This is a genomic window from Acinetobacter sp. ANC 3929, assembly GCF_000369405.1.
Taxonomy (GTDB): domain Bacteria; phylum Pseudomonadota; class Gammaproteobacteria; order Pseudomonadales; family Moraxellaceae; genus Acinetobacter.
Genome location: NZ_KB850001.1, coordinates 60,004 through 73,910, shown reverse-complemented (window position 1 = coordinate 73,910; position 13,907 = coordinate 60,004). Strand labels below are relative to the sequence as shown.

Below are 13,907 nucleotides of genomic sequence, written 5' to 3'. Positions count from 1 at the left end.
ATGACAATCTTCAGAGTCAGTCGTTGTAGCTTAGATTTTTTAAAGGAAATCGCCCAGTAGCATAAGACTGTTTCAATCGACCAGTTATGATTTCTTTTTGCTCATTTCAGTCAGTAAATCGAGCTGTATTTCCTGAATTTTTGCCAGTCTATCCCATAGATGCATGAGTAGATGATCCATTTTCTCATGTAAATTATGGATTTCCAGCTCTGCTTTGAGATTCACCTTATAGTCATTTTCTGAGCGTAAACGGTCTTTGGCTTCCTGACGGTTTTGACTCATCATAATAATTGGGGCTTGCACTGCGGCCAAACAAGACAGAATCAGATTTAACAAAATAAAGGGATAAGGGTCAGCAGGATGTTTCACCATAATCACGGTATTGACCAAGATCCAAATTACCAAGAAAGCTGCAAAACAAATCAGGAATGTCCAGCTCCCACCAAATGATGCAATTTTATCTGCCAGCCGCTCTCCCAACGTCCAGTCTTGATCAAATTTAGTTTCTATATTCTTATTAATTAACTCATGATGTTGCATACTTTGTAGCACGTCATTTTCTAAGTTAGAGACTTCACCCTGTTCTGAATTGAGCAAGGAATGTACATATTGCATCCGATACTTGGTTAAATCAGGCAGGCAAATATAATCCTGCAAACTCCACTCTGGATAATCATGCGCAATTTCTTCTGTAATGACCCGACGAATCGTTCCAAGCGGGATCAGGCTCTTGATGGGTAAGTTTTTTTTACAAACGATGCAGATCCGACATTCTGTTTTTCCATTCATGTTTTATCCCCTCTTTGTAAGATTTATTCATTTATCACATTATTGTTGTTGAATTTTATCCTGCCACCTCGCGCTGCCCCGTGATGCTTTTGTAATCTTCAATCAAAAAAGATCGTCTGTTAGAGCAGCCTTAATGCAAGATAAGGTGCGAGACCGAATAATAAGATGCCAATTTTATAGATTGCCATGCCAGCATAATGAATCGCATCAAATTGCTGCTCAGAAAGGCTGAACCAATGTCCATGTAGGCGTCTGATTGAACCTTTTGCAAAAACAAAGGCCAAGAACCAAATCATTAAAACGATATAATTAAAGATCGTCATATAAAGAAAAAACTGGGTGATCTGGAAAGTATTCATGACGGTTTCCCTCCATTTTTATCATTATTATTTTAAGCGGCTTTTATGATACGAAACTTAAAATGCCCTCCCCTAAAACGCTCTACTTTCACTTGGCATTTTGCATAAATCCAACATACAGCAATAATCATCAAAACAACGGATCCACCTTAAAAGCTCAAATCATCAAAGTCTTTTACTTTGGACAGATAGATCGGTACCTGATTGATTTTGCTCCATGTTTCTTTAAATCTTGGATCTTCTTCTGGGTCTTGGCTTAAATTGTCACGAATGACTTTTTTGCCTGTTAAAAAGTTAATACTGGTTTGGCTTTGAATGAGAGGGCCATGATTGCTTGAATCATCATAGCCAATCAGACGCAGATCATTGCCTTCTAAGCGAAACAGATAACGCCAATAACCATAACGCCCATGCGAATAATAGACACTCAATAGATTATTTTTAATTTCCATCCATAACTCAGGTGGGAAATAGACGCCACCATCTTCATTTTCTGAGCTAAAACAATTGAGGTTGCTGACAATAGGTTTGTATTTGCCTTTTTCATTCAGCAATACAATTACACCACGGCGGTTGCGGTCTAAATGTCCACGATACTCATCATGTACAAAGGCTTTGGGATCAGTGGCTTTGACGATCAGCACGACATCCTTCAAACCATCTTTATTCAGGTCGCCTTCAATGGCTTGAAAGAGTTGATATTTCGCTGGGACATAGGCTTTATAGGTCACTTTATCTTTACGGAGTTTCAGTTCTTCTGCTGTCGGTTGTTCTTGACCAAAGCTGACTTGTGGCAGTATCGCTAAGCCTGAAAATAAGAGTAAGGCGGCAATCAGTTGAGTTTTCATAAGTCCATCATTTTTTAATATCGAATAACATTCACACTAAGCATTTATTTGCTTAGCACCAACTTAGATTTTCTATATTGCTTTATGTAAGACGTATCTTTGAATCACTTGATCTAGGGTAAGTTCAGAATCAAGGCAACCCTTATTTGCTTGAATCACTTTTGCAGACGCCAAATTTGATTTATAGCAATGTATATGCAATTGCGTTAAGCCTAACTCCCACGCTTCCTGAATAGTAAGTTCCAGTAACTTAGTACCTAAATTTTGTCTGCGCCTAGAAGGACGAATCCCTAAACCAATATGTCCACCACAATGTTGAATCTGTGCATTGAGCTTAGGTCGTAGATTCGACACACCGATAACTTCATTATCATCGACTAACCAATACGTAATATTGGCTACATGTCCTTCTTGTAAATACTGCCCTTTTTCATATTGTTCTAATTTATTCAAAAACTTGTCAAAATCTGTGTGATCGAAGTCTAATGTGAGCGGGTAACGTTCTTCATTAGCAAGTTCATCAATATAGTCGTTATAACTCTGTTTAAACTTTGAATGAGGTTTTACCAAACGAAGTGACATCTATTTATGACTCCTAAAGAAGTGTTTTTATTATCCGTATTCACAATATAAAAATGATAGATTTGCAAATATAAGCTTATCGTGCAGGAGTGGCTTGCTCTTGGCGTTTTGCATGAATCCAACGTGCGGCAACAATAATAAGAATAATCACCGCGACTGTAATCACCACAGGCATGATAAAAGCCAGAATCGACAATAAGATCGAGCCAATCAGTTCACCTGTAGCAACCACAAAATTACCCAGTCCACCTGTGGTTGCCGTCGAGACACCTCGTGCTGCTACGGTACTCATTTGCACCACGCCTGCTGTTCCACCACCAACAATCAGTGCCGCGGCCCAAGTGGCAAACTGGGACATTTCTCCACTGCTGACTGCCATCGTGGTTAGCGTACCTGCCACCACAGCCGCAGGGGTAGCAATGGTATCTAACAGGTTATCCACCCACGGCACATAGTAAGCTGCAATTTCACAGAGGGTAGCAAAACCCAGCGCCATACACACCGAAGGAAGTGCCAGCCATTCAAAGCCTTGGGCAGGTTGATACCAACCCATGAGGGTAGCAATGCTCATGGCTAATAGCGGCACAAAGACACGAAAGCCACAGGCTGCGCTGAGTCCAACGCCGATACAGAGTCCTAAAATTGTTTCCATCACGGATTACCTTTCTATGCCTATGACAGGTCTTGTTATTTACATCTTATTTTTAAGGTAACAAAAAGCCCTATCAAGGGATAGGGCTTTTATTCAAACAGTGGGTAACTGTTTGATATTTTGCGGCTTAGGCATTCTTACTGTTGAATTGATTGCCAAGGCATTTGGTACACGGAGGTAAACGATCAGTACCAATTTCTAAATAGGTGCGGTGTCCGCATTGAACACAAAAATAGAAGCCTGTTCCAGGTTTTTCGCCAGCAGTGACCATCTTTGCTCTCCATAGATTTTAGAAATGGTATATATACTATAGCGTGATAGTTTTGATTATTTATTGACCTTTCCGCCGAGTGGTGATGGCGGAAAGGTGAAGAATGAAATTTGGTCATTTTTATCAACAAAATAACTTATTCATCCGCAACACTAGCTGATGCTTTGGGAATTGCATTAACAATTATAACGTCTAAATTTTTTAGTCTCGTATTCTTAACTAATGAATTGAAAGATTCCCAACGCCCCTTCGTAATACCTTCATTATATAAAACTAAATATATGCCTTTTTGACTTTTCTCTGCTTTTTGATAAATAGGGAGCTGTTTTTCATAACCATGAGCTAATTGATTATTCGATGTTAGCTTAACTTCTACCAATACCTTAGTTGATGCACCTGCACTAATTTTAAAGTCAACAGGTCCTCTACCTGCATCGGCCTCAGGAGATAAATCTAAATTATTTGCATAACAATATGCGCTTGCTATTCCAAAAAATAATAATTGTGCTGCTGATTCATGCTTTCTTTTATCCTTATCATCATAAAGTAACTTACTCAGCCCATTATTCTCTATTAATTCCTTAAAATGCATACATATTTTTTTAACTACTGTATACACATCATCCAAAGTTGGGTTTTTCTTTAAAGTTAATTCTAGAGGTTGTTTAGCTAATACGTCTTGAGCTGTTCTATACCAAATCACTTCACCTGTTTTATCTTCATTAAAATCATAATAACTAGGTCTCGAGTTGGAGTAGGCCTCTAATAATTCTTTCAACAAATCAGGGTATTGTATAAATACATTTTTTACATGTTGCTTCTTTTCTTGGGTAGTAACTGATTTATATGCGTTACCCAACAAATCATTAAAGAAAACTCGGAGTTCTTCATTATGGGATTTAATCCAATTAAGATCAGCAAACTCATTTGCAACTGGCAAATCTCTTAAGAACTCTTTAGGTATTAGAATAATCGGTTCTTCGGTATAAGGATTCTCAGGTAAATTTGCTGGTTTATAATATTTTGAGAATCTTAATTCTTTTAGCTCAATCTTAAATTCTGCACAAACTCTTTGTGTATATGCGATCAACTCATCAATTAAAATATTAGTTGTCATATCACTTATTAAATCTGGACCAACACCATCTTCAAAAGCACCAACTAATTCAAAAATGGCTGGATCCTCATTGCCAGCTTCGATAATTGCTTTAATATTCTCCAATATTTGTTGTTTCTTTTTCTCTCCTATCCCACTCCCTTGATTACTAGATGAATAACCAATACTGAAACCTTTAATTTCATTTGTTTTAAATATACTTAAAGCCTTTTTCCAAAATAAATCAGATTTAGATGTTTGTTGGGCTTGCTTCAATAACCTAATAACTTTTTCAAAAAAAATTTGAATTTTAGAATAAGCATTTTTAAATTCAGGTATTTTTGTATCTCGTATTAAACTTGGATCAATAAAAAGCCTTGTATCAACCCCGAGAATAGGATCGAAAGCACCAGTTTCTTCAAATTTCAAACTATCAATTTTATATTCATCTACAAAACTTATAATCATTATATTTTCCAAATAAAAAAACCCCATCATTACGATAGGGTCTTTATTAAACAGAATCAATCACTTTCAGATCAAAGTATTACGCCACTTGACCTTCTAAAAAGTCTTGAGCAAAACGCTGTAATACCCCACCCGCTTCATACACAGAAACTTCTTCTTCTGTATCTAAACGGCAGGTCACAGGCACTTCAATAATCTCTTCCTTACCATCCGCTGTAGCACGCTCAATCACTAAAGTTAAAGTCGAACGTGGCGCAATATTACCAATCACGCTATACAACTCAGTACCATCCAGCTTTAAGGTTTTACGGTTTACACCAGCTTTAAATTCAAGCGGTAAAACACCCATACCCACCAAGTTAGTACGGTGAATACGCTCAAAACCTTCGGCCACAATCGCTTCAACACCTGCAAGACGAACACCTTTTGCCGCCCAGTCACGGCTTGAACCCTGACCATAATCCGCACCCGCCACAATGATCAACGGTTGCTTACGGTTCATGTAGGTTTCTATCGCTTCCCACATCCGCATTACTTCGCCTTCTGGCTCGACACGCGCTTTTGAACCCTGCTTAATGGTGCCGTCTGAACGAATCACCATTTCATTAAATAGTTTCGGATTCGCAAAGGTGGCACGTTGCGTGGTTAAGTGATCACCACGATGGGTAGCATAAGAGTTAAAGTCTTCCTCAGGTACACCCATTTTCGCCAAATATTCACCAGAAGCACTGTCTAGCACAATCGCATTCGATGGAGACAAGTGATCGGTGGTGATGTTGTCACCCAAGATCGCCAACGGACGCATATTGGCTAAAGTACGTGGTGCAGCTAGTGCCCCTTCCCAGTAAGGTGGACGACGAATATAGGTACTCATTGGACGCCAATCATACAATGGGCTTGCAGCTTCTTCATTGACACCCAAATCAAACATCGGAATGTAGATTTTACGGAACTGCTCAGGCTTCACTGCTTCTTTCACAAGCGCATCAATTTCAGCATCCGAAGGCCAGATATCTTTCAGATAAATTGGATTGCCATCTTTGTCATTTCCGAGCGAATCTGTTTCGATGTCAAAGCGAATGGTTCCTGCAATCGCATAGGCCACCACAAGTGGCGGAGATGCCAAGAATGCTTGTTTTGCATAGGGATGGATACGACCATCAAAGTTACGGTTACCCGAAAGTACCGCAGTCGCGTATAAGTCACGCTCAATGATTTCTTGTTGAATCACTGGATCAAGTGCACCCGACATCCCATTACAGGTGGTACATGCATACGCTACGATACCAAAACCAAGTTTCTCAAGGTCTTTGAGTACACCCGCTTCTTCAAGATACAATGCAGCCGCTTTTGAACCTGGTGCAAATGATGATTTCACCCAAGGCTTACGCACTAAACCGAGTTCATTGGCCTTACGTGCCAACAGACCTGCGGCAACGGTATTACGTGGGTTAGAGGTATTGGTACATGAGGTAATTGCAGCAATAATCACAGCACCATCAGGAATTAAACCTTCTGCTTCTTGTGCCTTGGCAATATCCAAATTCCCTGCAATGCCTTTTGCTTTCAAATCAGCTGTAGAAACACGTGCATGCGGGTTTGATGGGCCTGCAATGTTACGAGTCACTGTTGAAAGATCAAAACGAAGTACACGTGGGTACTCAGCTTGGGTCATATCTGATGCCCAAAGACCAATTTCTTTAGCATACTGCTCAACCAAAGCCACTTGAGCATCTTCACGACCGGTCAGGCGTAAATAATCAATCGTGTTCTGATCGATATAGAACATCGCAGCAGTTGCGCCATATTCAGGCGTCATATTTGAGATGGTGGCACGGTCGCCCACAGACATGCTGTCAGCACCTTCACCGAAGAACTCTAAATATGCACCGACCACACGCTCTTTACGCAAGAACTCGGTTAATGCCAAGACGATATCCGTTGCAGTAATACCGGCTTGACGCTGACCGACAAATTCAACACCAATGATGTCTGGAAGACGCATCCAAGACGCGCGACCGAGCATGACGTTTTCAGCTTCTAAACCACCGACACCAACTGAAATGACGCCAAGCGCATCGGTATGTGGCGTATGTGAATCTGTACCGACACAAGTATCTGGGAATGCCAAGCCGTCACGATTTTGAATCACTGGAGACATTTTCTCCAAGTTGATCTGATGCATGATGCCGTTACCCGCAGGGATCACGTCAACATTTTTAAAAGCGGTTTTAGTCCACTCAATAAAGTGGAAACGGTCTTCGTTACGACGGTCTTCGATTGCACGGTTTTTCTCAAATGCGTCTGGGTCAAAGCCACCGAATTCTACTGCCAAAGAGTGATCGACGATCAACTGGGTTGGCACCACAGGATTGACCTTGGAAGGATCACCGCCTTTATCGGCAATCGCATCACGCAAACCTGCAAGATCCACGAGTGCAGTTTGACCCAATATGTCATGACAGACCACACGTGCTGGATACCATGGAAAATCGAGATCCTGACGGCGTTCGATCAACTGGGTTAAATAGGCGGTTAAATTCTCGGCATCAGCTTTACGCACCAGCTGTTCAGCCAACACTTTCGAGGTGTATGGCAACTTTTCGTATGCGCCTGGCTGAATATCTTCAACGGCTTGACGCACGTCATAATATTCGAGCTGGGTACCTGCCAGCGGTTTACGATATGTTGTGTTCATTAACCACGCTCCGCCAATGGTTTAAATTCAAGATTTTCAGGACCGGTATAGTTGGCGCTTGGACGAATGATCTTGCCGTCTTGACGTTGCTCAATCACATGTGCAGACCAACCCGCAGTACGTGCAATCACAAATAATGGGGTGAACATTGCCGTTGGTACACCCATCAAGTGATAGCTCACCGCACTGAACCAGTCGAGGTTCGGGAACATGTTCTTCACTTCTTTCATCACGGCTTCTAAACGCTCAGCAATCAAATACATCTTGGTATTTTCTTGTGCTTCACCAAGTTCACGGGCCACTTTTTTAATCACTTCATTACGTGGATCAGAGATCGTGTAAACAGGATGGCCGAAGCCAATGATCACTTCTTTCTTCTCAACACGACTACGAATGTCAGCTTCAGCTTCATCTGCATTGTCATAACGCTGTTGAATCACGAACGCAACTTCATTGGCACCACCATGTTTAGGGCCACGTAATGCACCGATACCGCCTGTGATTGCTGAGTACATGTCTGAGCCTGTTCCTGCCACCACACGAGAGGTAAAGGTAGATGCGTTGAACTCATGCTCTGCATACAGAATCAAAGACGTGTGCATGGCTTGAATCCATTCTTCCGATGGTGCTTCGCCATGAAGTAAATGCAAAAAATGCGCAGCAATCGAATCATCATTGGTTTCAACTTCAATACGGCGACCGTTGTTGCTGAAGTGATACCAGTACAACAACATTGAACCTAAGCTTGCCATCAATTTATCAGCAATATCTTTTGCACCTGCTTCGTTGTGGTCTTCATGTTCTGGGGTTAAGCAACCGAGCACAGATACACCCGTACGCATCACATCCATTGGGTGTGCCGACGGTGGAAGTTGCTCTAGTGCGGTTTTCAATGCTGCTGGTAAGCCACGAAGTGCTTTTAATTTTGCTTTATAGGCTTTGAGTTCGGCTTTGTTCGGAAGTTTGCCATGTACCAGAAGGTGTGCCACTTCTTCAAATTGGCTACCCACTGCAAGGTCAAGAATGTCATAGCCGCGGTAGTGTAAGTCGTTGCCGCTGCGGCCTACGGTACAGAGTGCGGTGTTGCCTGCAACTTGTCCGCTGAGTGCAACTGATTTTTTTGGTTTGAAGCCTGTTGGTGTTTCATTACTGCTCATAAGATTGTCCTTTTCTGTTCTTTCTATGTGAATTATGAGTTCTAAAATTCCTCCCTAACCCTCCCTTTCCAAAGGGAGGGAAGTCCCCCTTTGAAAAAGGGGGATTTAGGGGGATTCCTTATTTTGCTTTTTCAAACGATGCATCAAGATATTGTTCAAACGTATGGTAGTTAATGCGTTCATACAATTCTTGACGGGTTTGCATGGTCTCAACCACATTCTTTTGTGTGCCTTCTTTACGCAATGTTTCATAGACATTTTCTGCTGCCTTGTTCATGGCACGGAATGCAGAAAGTGGATAGAGCGCAATGCTGACATCGGCAGAAGCCAATTCTTCTGTGGTAAATAATGGGGTTGAACCAAATTCAGTGATATTGGCTAAAACTGGTACTTTGGTCAGATCAGCAAATTGCTTATACATGGCCAATTCAGTGATCGCTTCTGGGAACAGCATGTCTGCACCTGCTTCGATATAAGCACCCGCACGGTCAATCGCTGCTTGTAAGCCTTCAACCGCAAGTGCATCGGTACGTGCCATGATCACAAAGCTGTCATCGGTACGTGCATCGACCGCTGCCTTGATACGGTCTACCATTTCTTGCTGGGTCACGATTGCCTTGTTAGGACGGTGACCACAACGTTTAGCACCGACTTGATCTTCAATATGCATTGCAGCAGCACCGAACTTGATCATCGACTTGGTGGTACGCGCAATATTAAATGCAGAAGCTCCAAAACCAGTGTCCACATCGACCAATAAAGGCAGATCACATACATCGGTAATACGGCGTACATCGGTCAATACATCATCAAGGTTACTGATACCCAAATCAGGTAAGCCCAAAGAACCTGCCGCAACACCACCACCAGACAAGTAGATCGCTTTGTAGCCTGCACGTTTTGCCAATAACGCATGGTTGGCATTGATCGCACCGACCACTTGTAATGGTTTTTCATTTGCGACCGCGTCGCGGAATAGCTGACCAGCAGACTGTTTAGCCATGTTGTTGTTCTCCTTGAGTGTGTAGCAATGTTTGCTCAACAATTTTGTAGGATGCATTAATGTGACGGTGCATCAGCATTTCGGCAAGCTCACCGTCACCTTCAGCAATCGCATCTAAAATGCGGATATGTTCATCCCAAGCTTTGCTCGGGCGATCTGGGGTATTTGAAAACTGGATTCGATACATACGGATGAGGTGATAGAGCTCATCGCATAACATTTTTTCGAGGGTTTTATTGCCACTGCTTTTGATAATGCAGTAATGGAAATCGTCTTGGCCTTCTTGCAGATAATAGCCTTTACCTGCTTTAAAATTTTCATCTTCGGCATGCATTCGCAATACATCACGCAAAGCCAGAATCTGTTTTTTATCAATATGCTGAGCGGCCAGCTTACAGGCCAGACCTTCTAAAGAAGCGCGAATTTGATAGAGTTCTTGAAACTGTTGTAGTGACAGTGACACCACGCGCGCACCGACATGGGCAGTTCGCTCCACCAGTTTCTGCCCTTCCAGACGATGAATCGCCTCACGTAAGGGGCCACGGCTAATGCCATACATCCTTGCCAATTCAGGTTCTGAAATCTTACTGCCCGCAGGGATGTGTCCCAACACAATTGCCGATTGAATTTGCTTAAATACGTGTTCCGTCAGGGTCATTCCCTGACTGGTGCTGAGGGCTTGAGGAACAAGTGTATCTTGCATATTGTCGACAATCTCTACGGTTTTTATGATTTTATAACGAGATAAAAGAAAAAATGCAATAGGATTGTCGACAATAAATCCGACTGATACTGTCAATCCAATTCACTTGACAAGCTTCGACTGTCAGTGGGAATATCACCTGTAAATTCAAATAAAAATAGATAAAACAAAAGCTTAAATACGTCATTATTTGTCATTCAGCAGTGAGCTTTTATACATTTAGCCATCTTATACTTTTAATGCTACGACCATGGTATGACAGCTTGATTGTAGACAATCCTTATAATTGATTCATCCCGACAAATTTTGTAAGTAAATACTGCACCAAAATGTAAATAACAGCGTGCTTCATGCAGTCTTTATTGATACATTATTGGGCATCAAAGGTTCCGCTCCTAAAGCGCCAACCTCCCCAGACATCTATGCACATTGTTGAAGAAAAGGACATTGTTAATGTTTCAACATATCCCACCTTATGCAGGCGATCCAATCCTTTCACTCATGGAACAGTTCAATGCTGATCCACGTGCTGAAAAGGTAAACCTCAGTATTGGTTTGTACTATAACGAAGACAGTATCGTTCCTCAGCTTGATACCATTATCGAAGCACAAAAACGTATTGCCCCTAAAAACACGCAAACCAAGCTTTATTTACCAATGGAAGGTTTCAAACCTTACCGTGATGCGATTCAAGCCTTATTATTTGGTGCAAATAGCCCTGCAATTCAACAAGGTCGTGTTGCAACAATTCAAACGCTTGGTGGTTCTGGTGCATTAAAAGTCGGTGCAGACTTCTTAAAAACCTACTTCCCGAATTCAGAAGTTTGGGTCAGCCAGCCAACTTGGGATAACCACGTTGCGATCTTCAATGGTGCAGGCATCAAGAGCAACTTCTACCCGTACTTCGATGCTGAAACACGTGGCGTTGATTTTGACGGGATGTTGTCTACTTTAAAAACCTTGCCAGAACAAAGCATTGTGTTATTGCACCCATGCTGCCACAACCCAACCGGCGCAGACTTGAACCCAGCACAATGGGATCAAGTGATTGTGGTATTAAAAGAACGTAACCTGATTCCGTTCCTCGATATCGCGTACCAAGGTTTCGGCGATGGTATGGAACAGGATGCCTATGCCATTCGTGCTTTAGACCAAGCTGGTCTAAACTTTATTGTCAGCAACTCGTTCTCAAAAATCTTCTCACTTTACGGTGAGCGTGTTGGCGGTTTGACTTTCGTATGTGACGATGCTGAAGCAGCAAAATGTACATTCGGTCAGTTAAAAGCAACTGTACGTCGTATCTACTCTAGCCCACCAACAACAGGTGCATGGTTGGTTGATCAAGTGTTAAATGATGCTGATTTAAATCAACAATGGCAAGGCGAAGTGAAAGAGATGCGTGAGCGTATTATCAAAATGCGTAGTATCTTGAAAGATGAGTTGACCAAAGCACTTCCTGATCGTGACTTTAGTTATCTTGTGAACCAAAAAGGTATGTTCAGCTATACGGGTTTAACAGGCGAGCAAGTCGATACATTACGTGAAGAATATGCAATCTACTTGGTACGCAGTGGTCGTATCTGTGTTGCAGGCCTCAACATGAATAATATTTACAAAGTTGCGAAAGCAGTGGCTGAAGTTTTAGCAAAATCTGCTGCAACAGCTTAATTTGTAATGCATAAAAAAGGCGCTGCAAGCGCCTTTTTTATTATTCGAAACAAAATTCTAGAATGCAAAAACGCCTTGAACTATCGCTTAAGCAACACAATGAGTCATATTAAACACAGATAAAAAACTATAAATATGACTTCTTGGCGATATCTGTATAATGTGTTCACAACTCAAATCACATCATTATGAATTGAACAATATGACTCAACTGACTTGTTTTAAAGCCTACGATATTCGCGGAAAACTCGGCACAGAACTGAATGAAGAGATTGCCTATAACATTGGTCGTGCCTATGGACAAATCTATCAACCCAAAACCGTCGTGATTGGTTGTGATATCCGTTTAAGTAGTGAAGGTTTAAAACAGGCGACCATTCGTGGCTTAAATGATGCGGGCGTGAATGTGCTTGATTTAGGCATGACAGGCACAGAAGAAGTCTATTTCGCTGCCTTCCATTTAGATGTACAAGGCGGCATTGAAGTGACTGCCAGCCACAATCCAATGGATTATAACGGGATGAAACTGGTACGTGAAAATGCACGTCCCATCAGTGCGGAAACTGGCTTAAAAGAAATTCAGGCCTTGGCTGAATCAGGCCAATTCACTAAAGTTACCAATAAAGGTACAGCTCAACCCTACAATATTTTACCTGAGTTCGTTGATCATCTACTCACTTATATTGACCCACAAAAAATTAAACCACTCAAACTGGTCGTGAATGCAGGCAATGGTGCAGCAGGTCATGTGATTGATGCAATTGAACAAAAATTCCAGCAACTGAATATTCCAGTGGAATTTATTAAAATTCATCATGAAGCTGATGGCAACTTCCCAAATGGTATTCCTAACCCGATCCTGATTGAAAATCGTGACAGCACTCGTGATGCAGTGCTGCAACATCAAGCCGATATGGGTATTGCTTGGGATGGTGACTTTGACCGTTGCTTCCTGTTTGATGAAAAAGGTCAATTCATCGAAGGCTATTATATCGTCGGTTTATTGGCACAGGCCTTCCTGATTAAACAATCAGGTGAGAAAATCGTGCATGATCCACGTTTGGTCTGGAATACCTTTGATATTGTCAATCAATATCAAGGTGTTGCGGTACAGTCCAAGTCTGGGCATGCTTTCATTAAAGATGTGATGCGTGAACATAATGCGGTTTATGGCGGTGAAATGAGTGCCCATCATTATTTCCGTGATTTTGCCTATTGCGACAGCGGCATGATTCCATGGTTACTCACAATTACCCTGCTTTCTGAAACAGGTCAATCGCTTTCAACTTTAGTTGAAAATATGATTGCCAAGTTTCCATGTAGTGGTGAAATCAACTTTAAAGTGGCTGACACACAAGCCACCGTACAAAAAATCTTTGATCATTATGCCAACCAGAATCCTCAAGTTGATCGCACCGACGGCGTTAGCCTCGATTTTGGTGCTTGGCGCTTGAATGTACGTGCATCGAATACAGAGCCATTACTGCGCTTGAATATTGAAAGTCGTGCAGATCAAAATCCGCAACCGATGCAGCACTATATAGATGAATTAACAGCTTTGATTCAAGGCTAATCTATGCAGCAACAAAAAAGGAGCTCAAAGCTCCTTTTTT

13 protein-coding genes are annotated in these 13,907 nt (G+C 41.8%); 2 read left to right on the top strand and 11 right to left on the bottom strand.

Annotation, left to right across the window (positions count from 1 at the left end; all coding sequences use genetic code 11):
* Positions 1-84: 84 nt before the first annotated feature.
* From F909_RS01970 to F909_RS02015, 11 genes are all read right to left on the bottom strand, one after another.
* Entirely contained in the window at positions 85-789 is a 705-nt protein-coding gene (locus F909_RS01970) for a DUF1003 domain-containing protein (RefSeq protein ID WP_005154350.1), read from the bottom strand.
* A gap of 119 nt (positions 790-908) precedes the next feature.
* Positions 909-1,148 (bottom strand): DUF6868 family protein, encoded by a 240-nt coding sequence (locus F909_RS01975; RefSeq protein ID WP_005154349.1) that lies wholly within the window; start codon positions 1,146-1,148, stop codon positions 909-911.
* Between the two features lie 149 nt (positions 1,149-1,297).
* A complete protein-coding gene (locus tag F909_RS01980) occupies positions 1,298-1,996 on the bottom strand; it encodes a hypothetical protein (RefSeq protein WP_005154348.1) in 699 nt (232 codons plus the stop codon).
* 72 nt (positions 1,997-2,068) lie between these two features.
* A complete protein-coding gene (locus tag F909_RS01985; RefSeq protein WP_005154346.1) occupies positions 2,069-2,578 on the bottom strand; it encodes a GNAT family N-acetyltransferase in 510 nt (169 codons plus the stop codon).
* 76 nt (positions 2,579-2,654) lie between these two features.
* On the bottom strand, positions 2,655-3,230 hold the full coding sequence (locus tag F909_RS01990) for a DUF4126 domain-containing protein (RefSeq protein ID WP_005154342.1): 576 nt from the start codon (positions 3,228-3,230) through the stop codon (positions 2,655-2,657).
* Between the two features lie 127 nt (positions 3,231-3,357).
* Positions 3,358-3,501 (bottom strand): zinc ribbon-containing protein, encoded by a 144-nt coding sequence (locus tag F909_RS20970; RefSeq protein ID WP_004637424.1) that lies wholly within the window; start codon positions 3,499-3,501, stop codon positions 3,358-3,360.
* A gap of 136 nt (positions 3,502-3,637) precedes the next feature.
* Positions 3,638-5,065, bottom strand: a complete 1,428-nt coding sequence (locus tag F909_RS01995) for a hypothetical protein (RefSeq protein WP_005154339.1) — start codon at positions 5,063-5,065, stop codon at positions 3,638-3,640.
* Positions 5,066-5,144: 79 nt separating this feature from the next.
* On the bottom strand, positions 5,145-7,763 hold the full coding sequence (acnD, locus tag F909_RS02000; RefSeq protein WP_005154328.1) for a Fe/S-dependent 2-methylisocitrate dehydratase AcnD: 2,619 nt from the start codon (positions 7,761-7,763) through the stop codon (positions 5,145-5,147).
* Positions 7,763-8,920 carry a bifunctional 2-methylcitrate synthase/citrate synthase gene (prpC, locus tag F909_RS02005; protein ID WP_005154324.1) on the bottom strand — a complete coding sequence of 386 codons (1,158 nt, stop codon included), beginning with the start codon at positions 8,918-8,920 and terminating at the stop codon, positions 7,763-7,765. Before prpC ends, acnD begins: the two co-directional genes overlap by 1 nt.
* Before the next feature lie 118 nt (positions 8,921-9,038).
* Complete coding sequence (prpB, locus tag F909_RS02010) at positions 9,039-9,923, bottom strand: methylisocitrate lyase (RefSeq protein WP_005154322.1); 885 nt, start codon at positions 9,921-9,923, stop codon at positions 9,039-9,041.
* Positions 9,916-10,626 carry a GntR family transcriptional regulator gene (locus tag F909_RS02015; protein ID WP_005154320.1) on the bottom strand — a complete coding sequence of 237 codons (711 nt, stop codon included), beginning with the start codon at positions 10,624-10,626 and terminating at the stop codon, positions 9,916-9,918. Before F909_RS02015 ends, prpB begins: the two co-directional genes overlap by 8 nt.
* A 453-nt stretch (positions 10,627-11,079) precedes the next feature.
* Between F909_RS02015 and F909_RS02020 the strand changes: the two genes are divergently transcribed.
* Both F909_RS02020 and F909_RS02025 read left to right on the top strand, forming a co-directional pair.
* Entirely contained in the window at positions 11,080-12,294 is a 1,215-nt protein-coding gene (locus tag F909_RS02020; RefSeq protein WP_005154319.1) for an amino acid aminotransferase, read from the top strand.
* A 202-nt stretch (positions 12,295-12,496) separates the two neighbouring features.
* Positions 12,497-13,867 (top strand): phosphohexomutase domain-containing protein, encoded by a 1,371-nt coding sequence (locus F909_RS02025; RefSeq protein WP_032878315.1) that lies wholly within the window; start codon positions 12,497-12,499, stop codon positions 13,865-13,867.
* Positions 13,868-13,907 lie beyond the last annotated feature (40 nt).

Bases quoted from the DNA above. Each gene is read 5' to 3' on its own strand.
- F909_RS01995 (WP_005154339.1), bottom strand. From the start codon at position 5,065: ATGATTATAAGTTTTGTAGATGAATATAAAATTGATAGTTTGAAATTT.
- F909_RS02025 (WP_032878315.1), top strand. From the start codon at position 12,497: ATGACTCAACTGACTTGTTTTAAAGCCTACGATATTCGCGGAAAACTC.
- F909_RS01970 (WP_005154350.1), bottom strand. From the start codon at position 789: ATGAATGGAAAAACAGAATGTCGGATCTGCATCGTTTGTAAAAAAAAC.
- F909_RS02020 (WP_005154319.1), top strand. From the start codon at position 11,080: ATGTTTCAACATATCCCACCTTATGCAGGCGATCCAATCCTTTCACTC.
- F909_RS02015 (WP_005154320.1), bottom strand. From the start codon at position 10,626: ATGCAAGATACACTTGTTCCTCAAGCCCTCAGCACCAGTCAGGGAATG.
- prpB (WP_005154322.1), bottom strand. From the start codon at position 9,923: ATGGCTAAACAGTCTGCTGGTCAGCTATTCCGCGACGCGGTCGCAAAT.
- acnD (WP_005154328.1), bottom strand. From the start codon at position 7,763: ATGAACACAACATATCGTAAACCGCTGGCAGGTACCCAGCTCGAATAT.
- F909_RS01980 (WP_005154348.1), bottom strand. From the start codon at position 1,996: ATGAAAACTCAACTGATTGCCGCCTTACTCTTATTTTCAGGCTTAGCG.
- F909_RS20970 (WP_004637424.1), bottom strand. From the start codon at position 3,501: ATGGTCACTGCTGGCGAAAAACCTGGAACAGGCTTCTATTTTTGTGTT.
- F909_RS01975 (WP_005154349.1), bottom strand. From the start codon at position 1,148: ATGAATACTTTCCAGATCACCCAGTTTTTTCTTTATATGACGATCTTT.
- prpC (WP_005154324.1), bottom strand. From the start codon at position 8,920: ATGAGCAGTAATGAAACACCAACAGGCTTCAAACCAAAAAAATCAGTT.
- F909_RS01985 (WP_005154346.1), bottom strand. From the start codon at position 2,578: ATGTCACTTCGTTTGGTAAAACCTCATTCAAAGTTTAAACAGAGTTAT.
- F909_RS01990 (WP_005154342.1), bottom strand. From the start codon at position 3,230: ATGGAAACAATTTTAGGACTCTGTATCGGCGTTGGACTCAGCGCAGCC.